Source organism: Leisingera thetidis, assembly GCF_025857195.1.
Classification (GTDB): Bacteria; Pseudomonadota; Alphaproteobacteria; order Rhodobacterales; family Rhodobacteraceae; genus Leisingera; species Leisingera thetidis.
In genome coordinates this window covers 38,751-55,389 of record NZ_CP109792.1, presented here as the reverse complement: position 1 = coordinate 55,389, position 16,639 = coordinate 38,751, and the positions used below count along the sequence as shown (strand labels likewise).

The 16,639-nt window shown below is 59.6% G+C and carries 15 protein-coding genes; 7 read left to right on the top strand and 8 right to left on the bottom strand.

All coding sequences use genetic code 11. From position 1 onward, the window contains the following. Positions 1–6: 6 nt before the first annotated feature. The 5 genes from OKQ63_RS25105 to OKQ63_RS25085 all read right to left on the bottom strand — a co-directional run bounded on the left by OKQ63_RS25105 (position 7) and on the right by OKQ63_RS25085 (position 7,078). Positions 7–2,025 (bottom strand): DUF7017 domain-containing protein, encoded by a 2,019-nt coding sequence (locus OKQ63_RS25105; RefSeq protein WP_264214633.1) that lies wholly within the window; start codon positions 2,023–2,025, stop codon positions 7–9. Further along, positions 2,022–4,745, bottom strand: a complete 2,724-nt coding sequence (locus tag OKQ63_RS25100; RefSeq protein WP_264214691.1) for an ATP-dependent DNA helicase — start codon at positions 4,743–4,745, stop codon at positions 2,022–2,024. The genes OKQ63_RS25105 and OKQ63_RS25100 overlap by 4 nt, the downstream gene beginning before the upstream one ends. A 243-nt stretch (positions 4,746–4,988) precedes the next feature. After that, the gene (locus OKQ63_RS25095) at positions 4,989–5,483 is read right to left on the bottom strand and encodes a hypothetical protein (protein WP_264214690.1); all 495 of its coding nucleotides are present in this window, start codon (positions 5,481–5,483) and stop codon (positions 4,989–4,991) included. Between the two features lie 99 nt (positions 5,484–5,582). Then, positions 5,583–5,768: a hypothetical protein gene (locus OKQ63_RS25090; RefSeq protein ID WP_254656661.1), complete on the bottom strand. Its 186-nt coding sequence runs from the start codon at positions 5,766–5,768 to the stop codon at positions 5,583–5,585. Positions 5,769–5,914: 146 nt separating this feature from the next. Further along, a complete protein-coding gene (locus OKQ63_RS25085; RefSeq protein WP_264214689.1) occupies positions 5,915–7,078 on the bottom strand; it encodes a helix-turn-helix domain-containing protein in 1,164 nt (387 codons plus the stop codon). A gap of 137 nt (positions 7,079–7,215) precedes the next feature. Between OKQ63_RS25085 and OKQ63_RS25080 the strand changes: the two genes are divergently transcribed. Then, entirely contained in the window at positions 7,216–7,419 is a 204-nt protein-coding gene (locus tag OKQ63_RS25080) for a hypothetical protein (protein ID WP_264214688.1), read from the top strand. Between the two features lie 23 nt (positions 7,420–7,442). Here the strand turns inward: OKQ63_RS25080 and OKQ63_RS25075 are convergent, their stop codons facing one another. The 3 genes from OKQ63_RS25075 to mobC are packed head-to-tail and all read right to left on the bottom strand — an operon-like array spanning position 7,443 to position 12,370. Next, positions 7,443–9,425 (bottom strand): type IV secretory system conjugative DNA transfer family protein, encoded by a 1,983-nt coding sequence (locus OKQ63_RS25075; protein ID WP_264214687.1) that lies wholly within the window; start codon positions 9,423–9,425, stop codon positions 7,443–7,445. Continuing rightward, the gene (locus OKQ63_RS25070) at positions 9,418–11,766 is read right to left on the bottom strand and encodes a relaxase/mobilization nuclease domain-containing protein (RefSeq protein WP_264214686.1); all 2,349 of its coding nucleotides are present in this window, start codon (positions 11,764–11,766) and stop codon (positions 9,418–9,420) included. The genes OKQ63_RS25075 and OKQ63_RS25070 overlap by 8 nt, the downstream gene beginning before the upstream one ends. Continuing rightward, on the bottom strand, positions 11,753–12,370 hold the full coding sequence (gene mobC, locus OKQ63_RS25065) for a plasmid mobilization relaxosome protein MobC (RefSeq protein ID WP_264214685.1): 618 nt from the start codon (positions 12,368–12,370) through the stop codon (positions 11,753–11,755). Before mobC ends, OKQ63_RS25070 begins: the two co-directional genes overlap by 14 nt. A gap of 522 nt (positions 12,371–12,892) precedes the next feature. On the opposite strand from mobC, the gene OKQ63_RS25060 reads away from it, so the two are divergent. The 6 genes from OKQ63_RS25060 (at position 12,893) to tnpB (ending at position 16,582) form a co-directional block, all read left to right on the top strand. Next, the gene (locus tag OKQ63_RS25060) at positions 12,893–13,612 is read left to right on the top strand and encodes a nucleotide-binding protein (protein ID WP_264214684.1); all 720 of its coding nucleotides are present in this window, start codon (positions 12,893–12,895) and stop codon (positions 13,610–13,612) included. Between the two features lie 10 nt (positions 13,613–13,622). Beyond that, positions 13,623–14,285, top strand: coding sequence for a hypothetical protein (locus OKQ63_RS25055; RefSeq protein ID WP_264214683.1), 663 nt, complete (start codon positions 13,623–13,625; stop codon positions 14,283–14,285). A 140-nt stretch (positions 14,286–14,425) separates the two neighbouring features. Further along, a complete protein-coding gene (locus OKQ63_RS25050; RefSeq protein ID WP_264214682.1) occupies positions 14,426–14,665 on the top strand; it encodes a hypothetical protein in 240 nt (79 codons plus the stop codon). 120 nt (positions 14,666–14,785) lie between these two features. Beyond that, the gene (locus tag OKQ63_RS25045; RefSeq protein ID WP_264214681.1) at positions 14,786–15,913 is read left to right on the top strand and encodes a Fic family protein; all 1,128 of its coding nucleotides are present in this window, start codon (positions 14,786–14,788) and stop codon (positions 15,911–15,913) included. Positions 15,914–15,932: 19 nt separating this feature from the next. Continuing rightward, positions 15,933–16,238: an IS66-like element accessory protein TnpA gene (tnpA, locus tag OKQ63_RS25040; protein WP_264213929.1), complete on the top strand. Its 306-nt coding sequence runs from the start codon at positions 15,933–15,935 to the stop codon at positions 16,236–16,238. Further along, a complete protein-coding gene (gene tnpB / locus OKQ63_RS25035; protein ID WP_141889229.1) occupies positions 16,235–16,582 on the top strand; it encodes an IS66 family insertion sequence element accessory protein TnpB in 348 nt (115 codons plus the stop codon). Before tnpA ends, tnpB begins: the two co-directional genes overlap by 4 nt. Positions 16,583–16,639 lie beyond the last annotated feature (57 nt).

The window sequence follows — 16,639 nt, the reverse complement described above, 5'->3', positions numbered from 1 at the left end:
CGACGGCTATTCCCAGTCATCGTTTTCACCTCCAAAGTCGAAGTGATTTCGCGCGACAACTTTCGCCTGGATCGCCTTCATTCCCCATTTCCCACGCTTCTTATCGAAACTTGCAACAGCCACGCCTTCCACAAGATCGCCCGCCTGTACCCCTTCAGCAGTGATCATGTGAGGAGGAATGAAGATATCTCCAAGTGTGAACCCCAGCCCGCTCGGCGTCACGTTCGTTGCCTCGCGGAATGGGCGACAGACATCAGGAGAAGGTGATTGTTCGGTGGGTTCAATTTCGAGTATACGCGTGCGAAGGCCGTTCTTCGAATGGTGCTGGGAAAGACGAACTGCCACGGTGGTTCCAATCTCCACCTGCCCCGGGCAAAGTGAGATTGGGCAAGTTCCATCCACGCCGCGTGCTACGATGACGTGAAGCAGAGACTTTCCATGGTTGATGTGGTCGATGACACCAACCCGAAAGGGCATGATGTCCATGGGTGTGCCGTCTTCCCGGCGGCTGATCCGGTGAATTATTGTGCGCTTTGGCTCGGCCTTTGATGTCTCTAATTGCAACTTGATCGGCGTTCCTTCGGCCAACCTGCGGATGTCCGGATGGCTGTCGGGCAGGCTCAGCTCGAGTGCGAACGGATTCCCCTTCAAATAGATTCTGCGGCGCCTTCGAGGCTTCTGACCATCTCGCCCCTCGATCGCGAAAACGTCCCCGAGGCACGCATCGGTCCACGGGAGGTGCGAGAAAAGCAAAGCTTCCGCCGCATCGCTCAGGCTGCCATAGAAGGCGCGATCAGTCGTGTTTGGCGTCACCGCAGAAAGTCTTTCAACAAGACTCTGTGCTTCGCGGGGTATCGCGTATCCGGCGCGGGCGCGGTGTGCAATCATTCGCTCTGCCTCGAACCGGGCTTCGGCAGGGTGGCTTTCTCCCAACAGAGCGGCGAACTTGAGGCGGACCTTCCCTACGAAGTTATCGTCCTGTGAACAGCTCAGGGCCTTGGCATAGCACGAGCGCCGCAGATCGATATCGTTTGGCACCAGGTCACCGATCAGTTCCCAAGCCCAATACTCAGAAGCCTTCTCGCGCGCAAATTCGACGGCCAGCTTGAGCGCTTCATCAATACGCCCAATGCCCCGCAGTAGTTTCGTGAGATTGAACTTGAGCCAGATGTTATCCGGGAAGCGCTTCATCGCGGCCTGCACATGCGGCAAAATGAATTGGCAGTCATCCACGCGATCGCTCTGGGCTGCCTCGGCCGACGCGGCCTGGATCACCTGCTCGACGAGGGACGGGTAGGTCTTTCCGTCCTTTCCCTTCTGCCGGTCGAAGTCCTCGTCGTTGAACTGATCCGGGTTCCAGAGGCGAAGAAAAGGAAGAAGCTTGAGCTGTTCGCCCTTTGTCAGGCGCAACGCTTGCCGCAGCATGAGGCTGTGCAAAAGGTCGGGGCCGCCAATCGCTAGCTTCAGATAGGTGTTCAGGTTCCTCTTCACGCGCTGAACAACTGGCGGAGACAGTTTCTCGTCCTGCGTCTGTTCGAGTTCGACTTTGATTAGGCGGTAGAGTTCCCACCCCCACGCCTTCCGATCCTCTGGTGCCAGCTTTCCGTTCGCATCAAGGTCGGCGTAGATCCTTGCGGCCTCCTCGTGCTTTCCCTGCTTGCTCAGAATGCGAGCTGACTGCATGGCACGGCGGTCGGGGTTCGCGAGGTCCAGAGCCTTCGCGCGATGCTCCGCCAGCATTGCGTCTGAGGCCGGGACTTCGAAGCGCCGTAACTGGTCCAGATAGTCGGACAGCGCCACGTGATTACCATCGGCTGAATGCTGTTTCACGAGCGCAATCAAACACCATGCATAGGCGGCGCGGTCGTAGTCATCGGCCTCGGAATCAGCGATGCGCTCCAGTGAGAGTGCATGTGCAGCAGCAAGCTGGCCACCTTTCCTAAGTTCGGTGACCTCTTTGGAGCGATGGTTCCAATTTCCCGCCCCCAAACTCCTATTTGGCCGGCTCCCGCTAAAGATGCTCACGGGACGACCTCGTCGGTCAGAACGGTTCCGACATCATCCTGCAGCGCGATGAGTGATGGCTCAGGGTTCAGGGACGGATTGACAGGCATGAACTTGGTTAACTGGTTTTTACCGTTGTAAAAGATGTCTACCGTGACTGTGTCCAGACCGCGCGCGAGAGTGTAGCGCTGGCTCCATTGCTGCTCCTTGAAGTTGGCGACCGTAATGCCCTTCTTCGACAGCGCAGCAATCAACCGGTCATGGAAATCCCGCAGGAACGGGCGGTCAGGCGCGCCCACGCTGGCCGAGCTCAAAGTGCCGGTTCCTGGTTTCTGGCCCGACAATCCAGCGATGCGAGCCATGATTTCCTCCGCGAAGCCGTCAGGCCTCGGGCAGGTCACGCTAGAGACAGTCCAGTTTCCCTTGTAGCCGATGTCGATCCGAACAGCATCAGCACCTCGCTTTAAGAAATACGCCTCTCGATACTGGTGGTGAGCGACGTCCTCGATCTCGACCCCAGTGTCGGCCAGCCTGTTGCGGATTTCCGTTTGAAGCCAAGTGCGGAACAGGGATTGCGGGGACAAAGCCGGGGAGGGGGCCCCTCCATCTGGTTCAGGGGCCATCGCTCGCTGGTCGGGAGGGCCGGACTCCGGGCTTTGTGGGCCGGGTTGTCTGGTAGACGGCGTAACCCATCCGGTTCCCGCCGCTTTCAGCCTGATCTCCGGCGGATCGACAAGATACAGCTTGCTGCTGGTCCGGGTCATGGCCGTGTAGAGCCAGCGAAAATAGTCCGATGACCGCGGGTTCTGCCGGGTTGCGCAACTGACGATCACATGGCTCCACTCGCCGCCCTGCGCCTTGTGGCAGGTAATGGCATAGCCAAACCTGAGGCGAAGAGCGTTGAAATACGGATCCGAACGCAGGGCCAACTGGAATGCATCACGATCTTTGTTCCGGTCGATATGCTTGTGGCGCTTGAGGAAATCGACGTAGAGGGCGCGCTGCTGCGCAGATGCCAAGCTAGCATCGTCGCCGTGCAGAAAATCGTCGAGTATCTTTGCCTTCAGGATGAGATCGTCACCTTCCGATTGCGGCAGCGCAACCATGACGTCTCGAAAATTCAGCGCGACATTAATGGGTTCCGATACGTCGCTATTGCCGATCTTCTGAAGCAACTGCACAGACCGTCGCTCGACCGTCGCTTCAGCCGCGTCGATCTGCAGGATTTCACCATTGGCGACGTAATGAGGACCGCAAAAGCCATTGGCCGCAACAATCACGCTGTCACCGGCCGCCACTGTCGCCTTGCCCGGAAACAGTACTGCCCGGATCGCGCGGTTGAAATTGGCGGCTTCGGTATTCGAGTGGGTAACGATGATCGGCGCCTGGGGGCCGCGTCCTTCGCGGATCTTCATATAGAGAGGTGTGACACTGTCCTTGGGCAGTTGGATGACGTCATCGTCGAAAGAGAACGTCAGGCTGCTGAAGCGTCCACTGGTAACGCCTTCGCGCAGGGGCATGACATTGCGGATTACCGCGCTTTCAGCTTTCTGGCGGACGATTTCAGTCAACTCGTAGCTGGTTGCATCAAGCCCAAAGGTCTCACGCAGGTAATCCGCGTCCAGGGCAGGAGAGGTCGACATGCCGACCGGAGGCAGCTGCGCAGGATCGCCGATGAAGATGATCTTTCGGGCGTTGCCTGAATGCGTTGAACCCACGTGCTCGATCAGATCCCGCAACAGATGTCCGCTGCCAAACCGGAAGAATTCACTTTCGGAATACACGTTCGATACGAGCGACGCCTCGTCGATGATGGCAACGGCATCGACCGGGTCATCATTGTTCCGGACCTTGGCAATCATCTTGAAGGTGGCCGACCCATCGCCGTCATCTTCGGTCTGCTCGGTCATCTCGCTATAGTCGTAGATCAGGCTGTGGATCGTTCGCGCTGACTGCCCGGTTTTCTTTGTGATGACTTTGGCTGCCCGCCCTGTCGGGGCCGCAAGCGAGAACATCCGCCCTTGGGCAAGCAAGAACTCGGTCAGACCACCCGCAAGGAAGGTTTTCCCCGTTCCCGCATAGCCTTTCAGCAGAAATACCCGCTGGGTGTCGTCTGCGAGGAATCCATCGAGCGCCGAAATGCCCCTCTGCTGGTCGGCCGTGAGATCCTCTTCGAACATGTCCCACAACGAGATCCGCGTCTGCGGTGGCCCGACCAGGGTCTCTAGGCCAGCGTCGCGGTTTTGGACAATGTTCTCCCTCGCGTCGGCTGGGCACATGTCCTGCGAGGTCTCATGACATGCTGAAGGCGTTATGGACGCGGCACGTCCCCGCGCTTGCCAGTCAATATCCGGGCGCATTTCGAGGCAGAACCAAGCGGTCAGCGAGAGGGCGTCATCGAGCAGATCGCGGGCTTCAGCCACCGATACAGGACGCTTTCCGTGTGCGGCGATGTTTCCGAGTTTCCGGATGGTGTGCAAAAGCCCAAGAATCCGCCGATCCAGAAGATCATTATGCTGAAGCAGTTGCAGGCGGTCGAACTGCTTCTCTTCATCGTTCAATTGCAAACCATGGTGCCGAAAAAGGTGGCAAACCATTGCCTCCGAAAAGCTGCGTAGGCGGATGGTCGAAAAATCAGGGAGCTTGTCGGCATTCTGCTCTGCTTCGGTCGCTAGGGTATGCAGGTCCGGCCAGAGAGGCAGCAACACGCCAAAGCGCTCTGGATTTCCCGTCATATCCATGGTGTCCCCCTTTACTGGCAAACGGCATCTCTTGCGGAAATAGTCTCCAGGCTTCTGCGCTAGATCACCCTGGAATCGTATGCCTTTGAAATCGGGCCGAAATAGGGGGTAAGCATGACATTCCACCAGCTGAATTGGAGGCTAGACAAGCCTCGCTTTGAGGGCAACCTCTCGATCGTCGAAGAGCGGGACTTGCCGCGCGGCACTGGGGCTGCTGGGATGTGAACTGCGTTACCTGCATCATTAGAGCAGCCGCCCGCCAGATCCCAAATACATGCCATCCGATAAATAAATCGGCGCGCCCTCGGCAATGCACAGGTCGTCATATAGATCGCGAAGATCGCTGCAGCCGGCGGTGTGGTCGACCTCTGCCGGCTGCCCCAGATATCGGGCCATTTCATCGGCCAGTAGAGTAAGGGCTTCGAACAACTGATCCCTCGTGCCGGACAGGCAGATCTCGGCGAACCTGCGGCCTTTGCCATCGCTGTCGATGCAAAGGTCCACCTCGCCCCCGGCAAGGTTCTGGATCCCGACCTGCAGGGCGTTGATCAACGCTTCGCGGTCCCGGTAGATCGGCGGGGCGCCAAAATCGCTAGCGGTGGCCGTCTTGATGGCCCCGCCTTGGTGGCCGCCGATGCTGCCAATGGTCAGGCGGAGCAACGTGTGCTCTCCTGCTACGGCATAATACTGTTCGCGCGCATGGTAGAATTTTGTGGATTGATAGATAATAGCGGACATGTTGCATCCTTCGCTTGCATGGTCTTGAGATAAGCGCGCAGCGGTATCTTTCGTGGGCGTACCACTCACACGACGCGCATTCTGCGGTCCCTTGAAAAATCACATGTACTTGGTGTTCCGAAGGCAGGAATTGCTGCGGAACGGTCGTGATCGGCCTTTGCGCTGGTGATAACAGGTCACGACATTACCTGCGGCGTCGACAATCGCCCTCACCTTGGTCGCAGCTGCAATCATCTCCTCATCGAGGCCAGCGGCTGTCAGGTGCCGGACGGTCCGTCCTGACAAGATGTACTCCTCGCAATCATGCCGCGCCTTGACCCGTGTCCCATGCAGAAGGACAAGTTCGAGACTGTCGTGCCGAATACTCCGTTGGGCCATACGCGTTGCCGCGTGGTTGCTGAGGACGAAAGAGGCGTCTGCACACACAGCCATCATGCCCACTCCTCCTCGAACTGCTTTTTGAGCTTGGAGCGGTGACGCTGGAGTTCTTCAAAGCGGCGATAGATCGGATCTTCGAACGGGAAAACCAAGGCAATTTTGCCGCCTTCAGAGGCCGCAGCTTTGCGGCTCTGATACTCAGAAAGCGTATCTTCGTTGAGATGCAAATCTTCCTGGAACGGGTTCACCCAGCTTTGAACACGGTCATCATCCGTATACCGCTCAGGGTACCAACCTTCTTCATGGCAATGCTTCGCCACGAGGTCATCATACTCCGCGGCCAGTTCCGGATGGCGTTCGGAATAGAACGCGCGCCAGGCCTTCAGCTTCTTGAGACCTGCCTTCCGCTGATCCTCCATGCCCTGCTCATGCGCTTCCCGAATGGCCTTAGAAAACTCTTCAATCGAGAGGCCACCGCCCTTGGCTTCCTTGGCCTGATGCAAGACCGAGGACAGCCGAATGCGTCCTTTCGCGATGGCCTCAGCCAGCTGCGGTTGCCCCCCAGAGAGAGCCTCTACGAGCTCAATGTCCGATATAAATCCGGCCGCATTCGGGGCCTCTTCGGTCGCTGCCCCCACGAACCACTTTGTGTCGACATGGTCTGAAATCTGCGCCGACAGCCGAACGATTGCCTCGCTGAACAGATTCCGCGACGTTTCGGTGCCAGGGTGTAACGTCTCGATTCCGAAACATTTTTTGAGCTTGCTGGCTTGGTCCTCAAGGTGCCCCCCTTGCAGACGCGGATCGGAGAGGCCGTTTTCAAAGGCAAGGCGAGCTACTTCGTCGTCCTGCACCGGCACTTTCAGTGCATGTCCGGCCACAATCGAAAAGAGAACGGGTGCCAGTTCCATGATCTGCTTCTGGCTGACCCCATAACGCCAACGCATGAGTTCGTAGGCATTGTGGGACGCAGCAGAAACATGGGCCTGGATGGACACTTCTCCCAAGTCCACGTCGGCAAAGAACGGATCGAAATCCTGAGGCTTGCAGTTCAGAACGCGGGCAATCGCCTCCAGATCCTTGGGCTTGGGCGGATTGGTTCCCGCCAGCCAGCGACTCACTGTGCGCTTATGCTTCTTGATCGCCGCGGCGAGTTCGTCGCGCGATTTCCCCTCTGCTTTCAGCTTCTTCTTGAGAAGTTCTGCCTTGAACGCCATCGGTGCCTCCCTTGTGTCCATGACATCAAGGTAGGTGCCATTTTATCCTATGTAAATTTGGCATTTTCTGTCACACATCGGGGAAAGTTGGCTGATAATGCTCTCCTTTTCGACTGCATTTGTTTTGATATGACAAAATGAGTGCCATTTTTGCCGAGATGAATGCTCAAGTCGGCGCAACCAAATCAAGCAATGTACGTCAGCAATCGCTTAGATTGTATCTTGGCGGGCCGCATGCCTTCCTCACAAAATACGGCGGCGGCTTCGGTCGCTTTCACACCGATGGCCATGTCGAAAGCGATAACAACATTGTCGAATGCGTGTTCCGTCCGATCCCCTGAACCGCAAGAACAACGTCCTCGCATCACGCATATTCTGCAATGATGGCCCGTGTCGTCTGGACCGCAGCTACCAGTTCTGCTCTATCCGGCTCCTTGAGCCCCAGCCCCACCGGATCAAATGACAACTGCACTGGCCCACCTCCACTAGCTCCCGCGCGAGCTGCTCGACCCCGCGCGCGATTTGACCGCGAAGGCGTGGAACTCTGCGTATTCGATGCGGGCATCTCCGCCGTTGCCGGTGAGGTCGCTACCCCAGAACCATTTGCGCCTGCGGCCGCCCGCACTTCCTGCAGCTCTTGCTTCAGCTTCTCGACCGTCTCGCGAGTCTCGGACATCTGTCGGTCCCGCCGAAGGCCGTCCTCGTCCGGATATGGGAAGCTTCCCGATTGACCGGCGTGCAGAACCTTCAACACCGGGTCCTCGAAATACTTCACCCTTCTTGCGCGGATGGGCATCTGCGCGTCGATCACAAGGATGACCTCGTCGAGGTCCATGCGCCGGGCCTCATCCTCTGTCAGAAGCGGGGTATCTTCTGTCCTCTCCGAAACGCTGCGCCCCTCGAATGGATTGCGTCCAACAGCGCGGGAGCGGGTCACCACACGCTTGGTGGTCTTGCCGACGGCCTGGCTCAACTCCTCGATTGTCTTCTGCTCGGATGGGGTGAGGTAGAGCTTCACTCCGGCGCCGCCCTGAAGCGACCGGCGGGTGTTCTCACCATAGATCTCGTCCAGCGCCGGAATGGTCTGGGTGACAATGGCGAGGTTGCCGCCGAAGGAGCGCAGAGTTTTGATGCTCTCGGCGACGATCGGCATTTTGCCGAGCCGGTCGAACTCGTCGAGCAAGATCATGACCGGCCACGGCTCGTCATCGCCGGGTTCCCGCGCCTGCAGCGAGGCAATCAGGTCCGAAAAGAAGAGGCGGATCAGCGGGGCAAGCGGGCGGATCATCTCGGATTCGACCACAAGATAGATCGCATGTGGGCGGCGGCGGATATCCCGGAATGAGAAGTCAGAGGTCGCGGTGGCCGCGTCGATCGCGCGGTTGTCCCAAGTGTCGAGACCCGATGTCATCAGGAGGGAGAGGTAAGAAGTGAGGGTGTCGTTGTTGGTCGATGCCATACGCTCGAAGATCAGTTTGGCCGACTTGTTCTTCACCTCCTGCGAACGCTTCAGGTATTCCTTCTGCTTGTCGCCCCCCGAGGCTGTGATGCGGTAAATCTCGCCGATGGTCGGAACGCCGCGCTCGAAGGCCAGAAGACCGGCCGCTACGAAGAGGTCGATACCCCCGGCTAAAAGCCCGCTCAGCTTTTCATTGTCGGTCTGCAGGAAGAGCTTCGCGGTGAGTTTAAGCTCCATCTGCTGCCGGTCGGGGTTGGTCATGGCCGCGATGCGCGCCAGCGGATTATAGCGATGTGTCGGTCGGTCCCAGTCGGTCGGCGCGAAGCGGAAAACCTTGTCCCCCATGCTGGCGCGGAAGCGCGAGGTCTCGCGGAAGTTCTCACCTTTCACGTCGAGCACCACAGCCGAGCCCTTGTAGGTCAGAAGGTTCGGGATCACGAACCCTACGCCCTTGCCCCGGCCTGTAGGCGCCACGATCAGCGCGTGGGGGAAGGTTTTTGAGACTAGGAACGGGCGCTTGGATTTCGGGGAGCCGAGCTTGCCCAGAAGGAAGCCGCCGCCGGGCTTGGCAAAGAAACCGTTCCTCTTCATCTCGCTGCGAGTCTGCCAATGCGTCGTCCCGAAGCGGGTCAATGCATCCCCCAGAAGCGTGACGCTCAGCATCAGCGATGCCAGGCCGAAGCCGCCAAGGAAGAGGTTCACCCAGAGGAAGTCTTTTGGTGCGGACTGAGACAGACCCCGATATTCGCGGGCAAGCAGGGTGACGTCGAAACGCGTGGGAGAAAGCCCATAGCGGAACATGACAAAGCCGGTCGCCACGACATAGCCCATGGCGAGACCGACCAGCACGAGGCTCAACACTCCTAGGGCAATCTTGCCTTTATCCATGGGTGATCCCCTTCTCACCATGTGCCGCGGCGTGGCGCGCGCGCTGCGCCTCGATCTGCTCTTCGGCCAGAGCATCGAGAACGCGCTCCATGGCTGGGCCATGCGCGGTGACCTCGCTGCTTTGAAGATAGGTCTTGGCGAGTTCCAGCTGGCGCAGCGGATCCTCGGTGAATGTGTCCAGGACGTCCGCGTTACCGGCCCGCAGCGCGTCGATTGCGTCGGGGCTTAGTCGCTCGTTTATCTGCCGGACGATGTCCTGCTGCTCTGACTCGGAGAGCGGGCCCTCGACGTCGGCGTTTCGCACAAAGGCCATGACGGTTGGCGCTGTCTCTTCCAGATTCCGGCGCTCGGCGTAGTCTTGTCGCGCCTGGTCCTCGATCTCGAAACTGCGTTCGCTGATATAGGCACGCGACGCGCCGAGCGAACGAAGGTGATTGATTTCGCCCCTAACGGCCTGCCCGAACTCGTCATCCGGCATCTCCGTGCGATAGCGGGCGAGGGTGCGAAGCTCTTCGGTAATCGGACCGAGATGATCCGAAGGATCCCGCAAGGCGAGGTCCATGTCGCCAGCATGAAGCGTGCGGTCCTGCTCCGATACCGCATATTGCGGCGGCATTCGACTGTCAGTCATCTGTTCCCAAGCCATCGAGGCCAATTCGGCATGCTCCGGAGATCTCTGCGCATAGGCGTCGAACGCGACGCGGGCCTCTTCAACCTCCACGGCGCCGGCCCGCCTTACAGACGGGTCGTCGGAGAACGGGTGATCGAAATCCGTCCGGCGGAACTGCGCCACCAGCGCCCTGAACGCCTGCCGCTCCGATGGGGCAAAGATGTCGGACCCGTCTTGCGCGAGATCACTCCCAGGTGTCGTCAACCGCTTACCAAGCGCTGCCTCAGCGTCATCCACCTCGTCGACCTCGGTTGGCGCGCGCAGGACGCGTACATTGGTCAGAACATCGCCCAACCGAACATGCACAGCTTCCAGCCGGTCGAGCGCTTCTTCCCGGTCCGCAGGTTTCTCCAGATCGAGGTCGCTTGCTTTGGCAATCCCCTGCAGATCCTGTGCCAGCCACTGGCGTTCCAGTGCGGCATTGCCAGCCCCTTCCCGCAGGCGCGCGGCCACAGCCTCGGCATCGATGCCCGTGCCTTGCAACGCTTCGGCCAGCTTTGGTGCCACCTCTCCATCGTCAAGACGCGCGAGGTGATCTTCACTTGCGTTTGACCTTGCATAGATGCCGTCCCGGGACGGAGCATCGACCAGGGCGGCGGAGCGATCCCCGAGCGGGTTCAAATGCGCGACCGAGGCCAGAACGTCGGTCAGCTTGCGCTCGATCACCGGCCTCTCGGCCGCCGGCGCCCTGTCGATCGCCGCCTCGATCTGGCGAATGTTCTGAGAAAACTCGGTGATCAGCGTGTCGAACGCTGCATCGTCTTGGGACATGTAGATGGCTCCGTCAGATTGAATCTGACCGCCACTGGCAAGGATGGTGCTGGCCCTCTCGAGCGCCTCGGACACGTCTTCGAAATTCGAACGGGACGCCTCCGCCGCGAGCCCGCGATAGATCAAAGCGTTGTGCCGGACGGTTTCCAGAGCGGCCGCCAGGTCAGCGCCGGTTCTCTGGCGCTCGACAGGGGGACGGCCCTCGTCGCGGGCCTTGTAGATTTCATCGATCTCGGCGCGGTAGGTCGTGACGCCGCGATCCAGACGACGCGTCGCCTCAAGGCGGATCCCGTGTCCTCTGGCCGCTTCGACCATCGCCTCGCGAAAGGCGTCATAGTTGAAGTGATGATCCTTCCCGAGAAAGAACATTTCGCCATCCTTGCTGCGGCGGTTCAGAACGATATGCGCATGTGGATGCGCGCGATCTTGGTGTATTGCAGCAATATAGTCGAATTGCGAGCCCTCACCTTGAAAGAACTTCTCGCAGACTGCCTGGGTGATATCGCGCACCTCTTCACCCCTGGTCCCAACCGGGAATGCCATCAGCAGATGCGACGTATGGCCAAGCTTGGGGCTGTAGCGCTCGTTCCACTGGTTCTCGAACCGCCGCGCCACTCGGTTGATCTCGGCTTCTGAGAGCTGCTTCTTCCCGTCATGGGTGCCGCGGCTGTCGAGGATATGGGTCGACTTCGTCGTGAGATATGTGAGCTGCGCCCGTAGCTGCGCCCCGGTGTGACAGCCCCCTTTCGAGATAGCCTTGAAGATCGCTGGCGAATAGCCGCGCGCGGCCCGAACCATCTGCGCGCCCTTGGAAAGCCCCTGCCAGGATCCCGAAACTCGGCTCCAGCCGCGGTCAAATAGCGCCGGGTCGATGCCACGGACCCGGTCACTCCGCGCCATTCTCATTCCTCTCGGCGAGGCCCGCCAGGGCAGAGCTGATCTCAAGGTCCAGCACGCTGCGCCGCGCACGCGACATCTCCTGGACCTGGTCGGCCAGATCGAAGACCAGACCCGCAAGGGCGCGGACGTCACGGTGACTTGAGGCCGGGTAGGACAGTCTCTCGCCCCGCACCTTGGTCTCGTTCAGACGTCGCGCGATCTGGTTCACATTGTTGCCGACCCGGTTGAGCGCGGCGCCGAGGCTGCGCAACTCGTCGCACATCTCGTCGTCGGGCAGGAAGACACCTTCGGCCGCCAGCATCAGGCGGCGCATTGCATCCGAGCGGTGCGCAATCCCGCGCCGCAACAGCGCCGCGTCGAACCGGCGCAGGTCGTCGTCCGAGACCCGGATCCCCACAACCCGCGATCGGCTGCCGTTCGCTGTCTGACGCTCACCCCAGTGGTTCACCACGTTGTAGATCGTCTTCAGGCTGACATCGTAGCGCGCGGCCAATGACGCCGCGGAGACGCCGTTCCGGCGCTCCTGGGCGATGGTCGATCGCTCGATCTCTGACAGTCTGCTGCGGCGGGGCATTTTGAAGTTAACGTTCCTATTTCTTGCCAACTTCGTACAAGCCCGCCGACTCCCCAGGCAAGTGGAGTCGGCCATAAGGGCTTGTACTCAATGTAGAAAATCGCCCTGCAGGGGCGATTTCCCGTCCTTTGTCAAATGGATCGCGCGTCGCGCTCATTGCACCACGCGATGCGGTCTCCGCATCGCGCATCGCGTCTTTCGCGCCCCGTCTCTTGCACCCCGCAAGACGGGTTTTGCTGCGTGCTGACCGTCTCGCGTCACCCGCAGAACGACATACGCGAGACTGCCTCCCGTCGCCTGGAGCGCGCTATCCGTCACCTGCATTCCGTCCGCAGCACATCGCCAAGCGCATCCCGACATTTGGAGGGTGTGTCGTGCCCCACGACGAATGCTGAAGGCGCCACGGCAGACGTCGCACGGTCATCGCACAACGCCGCCCGCTGCATGCCAAAAGCGGGTCGCAGCCCGACTTCTGCTTGACCCCTCAGCCTCATGCGTTTAGCGACACTTTAGCATTATCGTTGCGTTTCACTATTTTTGCGGAGGATCAGAATGCCGAACGAAAATCTTGTGGTGATCGCAGCGATGGCCCGGAAAGGGGGCAGTGGAAAAACGACGCTTTCGCGCGCCTTGATCAGCGCTGCGATCGCCGCCGGACGCAGAGTGATGTTGATCGACACGGACAGCACGAGAGTACTCGGGGCCTGGCATGCTCGGGCGCAAGCCGGTGGGCTGAGTTCGCCGCTTCTCTGCTCGGCCACCGTCGAAAGCGTGGCGGGTGTCGAGGATCAGATCGATCAGGTCTACACGGCAGGCACAGCAGACTTCATCTTCATCGATACCGCAGGGGTCGGTGCCGAATGGTCAGACGGCATCGCGGTGCTTGCGGACCACATCGTGACGCCCGTCATGCTGTCGACGTCTGATTTCGATGTCGGAGTGCAGACTGCCGATTGGTTTGAGAAGCTGAAATCCCGTGTTGACGACCCCTCTAGCCTTCCGCGCCACCACGTCGTCCTCAACATGGTCGACCCGAAAACGACCCGTGCTGACGCCGCCCTGATTGAAGAGGCGCTCACCCGTTTTCCGGTGATTGAGACCGTCATGATGCGACGGAACACTTACAAGGAGTTGGACCAGAAGGGGCTTCTCCACGCCTTGGCGCTGGAAAAGCAATCCGATCCAAACCCTCTGATGCGTCCACATGTACGTCATGTCGTCGAGGCTCTTGAGGAGGCGACGGACATTCTCAACAACATTCTTGCTGCGTGAGGACAGTCGATTGCGCAAGAAGATCCCGACCATCACCAGGCCCGACCCAGCCTACGCCGCGACCCTGCAACAGGGTGACCGCGAGGTTCCCGGGAAGGAAGATGAGGCACAAGTCACAGCAACAAAGACAGGCACCCCAGTCGCTGACGTTGGCGCTGATCGGCACGAGTCGGAGCGTGCGCCGGAAAGTGCCGTGGCGCTGCACCAAGTCACCGCGGAAAGCTCTGACCCGCATACCAGCCTGAGAGCTCCCGTATCGGCGCGCGCTTTGAGCCCGACCCGGAAGATCGACATCAGGGTCAACGCACTCGAACGACAGGAAGCAGCGCTGGAAACTTGTGGTGTTGAGCCTGCACATGTGGTGCGTGCCGCCCTGCGCCGTGCAGTCAAAGGCTGGCAACTGTCGCCGGTCTTCGCCCCAGTCGCGGAGGAGCGACGCACTCGCAACACGCAGTGGCAGGCCCGTACATCTCTAGCAGTCGATGCGGCCAGCCTGGGTGTCCTCCTCCGAGACCACGACCCCCTCGACGTCTTGAGTAAATGGGCCCTGATCCGCGGCCAAGTGGAACCACGCATATGGGGCGAGATCGACAAGATCTTGGAAGAAATTGCTGCTCGTGCTGCATCGCCGCATGAGCAGCACACACCGCAAGAGACCTATCTGAAAAGATAACTTGCATTTCGCCGGTGGATTTTCGCCCAACGGCGGAAGCTCGCCTTGCAGTTGCGGAAAACGTGGCGCTAATGAGCGTCATATAGATTTTCAGACCTCAGTAGTGACGAGTTGCGAGGTCCATTTAGGAGGAACGCATTATGAATACGAAGCCCCGCCTGACTGGCGAACCGATCATGCGCATCCTCTGCAAGACATCTGAAAATCTGGTTGGCTACCTTTACCAATGGAACAATGGCGACGTGCAGCCTGCCTGGTTCGACCGCGCCATGGCGAACGTTCGCTATGAACCATTCATTCAAGCGCCGGAACAGAACCCAGTCGATCCGAAGACCCCCAGACCGCGGCAGCAAGATCTGACGCACCTTGAAAAGGCCTAGCTCAAGGCCTCGCGTCGGTTTGTGGGTCACCCCATCCCGCAGGTCCTTTGAGCGATAGAGTTGACTTCTATGCCTCAGAAGTGGTCTAGATATGAGTTATAGAAAGGATGTCTATAACTCATGGCTTGGAACTGGACGCTGCCCGATTGGCCGGATTTCCGGTATGACGCCTCCGCTCTGGAGCCGTTTGAGCAGACGTTCCTGCTGTCGTCCGGAGAAATCCTCGGCGCGGTCCATCATGTCAGCCAGCCGGAACGCGAGCAACTCCGCATCGAACTGCTCAGCGAGGAAGCGATGCAGACGAGCGCCATCGAGGGTGAAATCCTCGATCGGCTCAGTGTCCAGTCTTCGCTGCGCCGCCATCTGGGCCTCGATCCGGACAGCTACCCTGCCAAACCGCGCGAACAGGGCGTCGCGGAAATGATGGTCGACGTCTATTCCAGTTTTGCAGAGCCGCTGACCCATGAGACATTGTACCGCTGGCATCGGATGCTCCTGTCCCATGACCGTCGGTTGGAAACCATCGGGGCCTACCGACACCACGCCGAGGCGATGCAAATCGTTTCCGGCCGCCTTGACCGGCCCACGATCCATTTCGAAGCGCCGCCCTCGGAGCGGGTCATGCCCGAGATGGAGCGATACGCGGATTGGTTCAACAAGACCGGGCCGGGGGGAGCAGAGCCGCTTCCAGCGCTGACGCGCGCAGGGCTAAGCCACCTCTATTTCGAGAGTATCCACCCATTCGAAGACGGCAACGGCCGCTTGGGTCGCGCCCTCGCTGAAAAGTCGCTGGCGCAGAACATTGGCCAGCCGACCCTCATCTCGCTCGCCTTCACCATCGAGAAGGAGCGCAAGGGATACTACGATCAGCTCGAGCAGCATCAAAAAACACTCGACGTGACCGATTGGCTCGTCTGGTTCGCAGAAGTTGTCTTGAAGGCCCAACAGGCAACACTCGACCGCGTCGGCTTCTTCATCAGCAAGGCACACTTCTACGATCGTCACAGAGACCACTTGAACGAACGCCAGGCCAAGGCCATCGCTCGAATATTTCGGGAAGGCCCTGGCGGTTTCAAAGGCGGCCTCAGCGCCGACAACGTAACCGCCCGATTTGAACCGCCTGCTCGTGTGTCCTGGAGATTGCTAAGAGACGTCCATAAAGACGTCTTTAATGACGTCTCCTACAGGGAGGGAGGCAGCTGTGCGGGGCGAAATTCTTGGCTTGGAGCGTCGGCGCCGCTGGAGTGACGACGAGAAGTTGGCGATTGTGCTTTCGGTCGGGGTGAACGGCGCGACCGTGTCGCAGGTCGCACAGCGCCACGAGATCAGGCGGCAGCAGATCTATGCCTGGCGATACGAGCTGAGGAGGAAGGGGCTTCTGACGCCAGACGACGCGACGCTATTCCTGCCCGTCGATATTACGTCGCCGCCGGAACCGCCGGAAGCGTGCGCCCCTGAAGCGAGCTTGGCGTTGATTGAGGTGGTTCTGCGCAATGGTCGCAGCTTGCGGGTCGATGCCCATGTGGATGCGGCGGTGCTGACCCGTTTGATCCAGGCGGTGGAGGCGGCATGATCGGCCCGGGCACCGGCATTCGCGTTTACCTGGCCTGCGGTCACACTGATATGCGCAAAGGTATCGCGGGGCTTTCAGCGATCGCGCAGGATGTCTTGAGGCAGCGGCCATCGAACGGTGCCGTGTTCGCGTTTCGAGGGCGCCGCGGCGACAGGGTGAAGCTTCTGTATTGGGATGGCCAGGGCTTTTGCCTGTATTACAAAGTCCTGGAGAAGGGTCGTTTCCCATGGCCTGCGGCGACGGATGGCAGCGTGCGTCTGACCGCCGCTCAATTGGCCATGCTCTGGGAGGGGATCGACTGGCGCAGGCCGGATTGGGGCGCGCCACCAGCCCGGACGGGCTGATTTATCTCTCTGGAATTGTTTGTTTTTATGGCGTCCGATCTGGGAGAATGGTATCCA

Coding starts and splice junctions, on each gene's coding strand:
- OKQ63_RS25050 (WP_264214682.1), top strand. CDS start 14,426: ATGAATACGAAGCCCCGCCTGACTGGCGAACCGATCATGCGCATCCTC.
- OKQ63_RS25085 (WP_264214689.1), bottom strand. CDS start 7,078: ATGGCGTTCAAGGCAGAACTTCTCAAGAAGAAGCTGAAAGCAGAGGGG.
- OKQ63_RS25075 (WP_264214687.1), bottom strand. CDS start 9,425: ATGGATAAAGGCAAGATTGCCCTAGGAGTGTTGAGCCTCGTGCTGGTC.
- OKQ63_RS25070 (WP_264214686.1), bottom strand. CDS start 11,766: ATGGCGCGGAGTGACCGGGTCCGTGGCATCGACCCGGCGCTATTTGAC.
- OKQ63_RS25080 (WP_264214688.1), top strand. CDS start 7,216: ATGAGTGCCATTTTTGCCGAGATGAATGCTCAAGTCGGCGCAACCAAA.
- OKQ63_RS25095 (WP_264214690.1), bottom strand. CDS start 5,483: ATGTCCGCTATTATCTATCAATCCACAAAATTCTACCATGCGCGCGAA.
- OKQ63_RS25100 (WP_264214691.1), bottom strand. CDS start 4,745: ATGGATATGACGGGAAATCCAGAGCGCTTTGGCGTGTTGCTGCCTCTC.
- OKQ63_RS25060 (WP_264214684.1), top strand. CDS start 12,893: ATGCCGAACGAAAATCTTGTGGTGATCGCAGCGATGGCCCGGAAAGGG.
- OKQ63_RS25045 (WP_264214681.1), top strand. CDS start 14,786: ATGGCTTGGAACTGGACGCTGCCCGATTGGCCGGATTTCCGGTATGAC.
- tnpB (WP_141889229.1), top strand. CDS start 16,235: ATGATCGGCCCGGGCACCGGCATTCGCGTTTACCTGGCCTGCGGTCAC.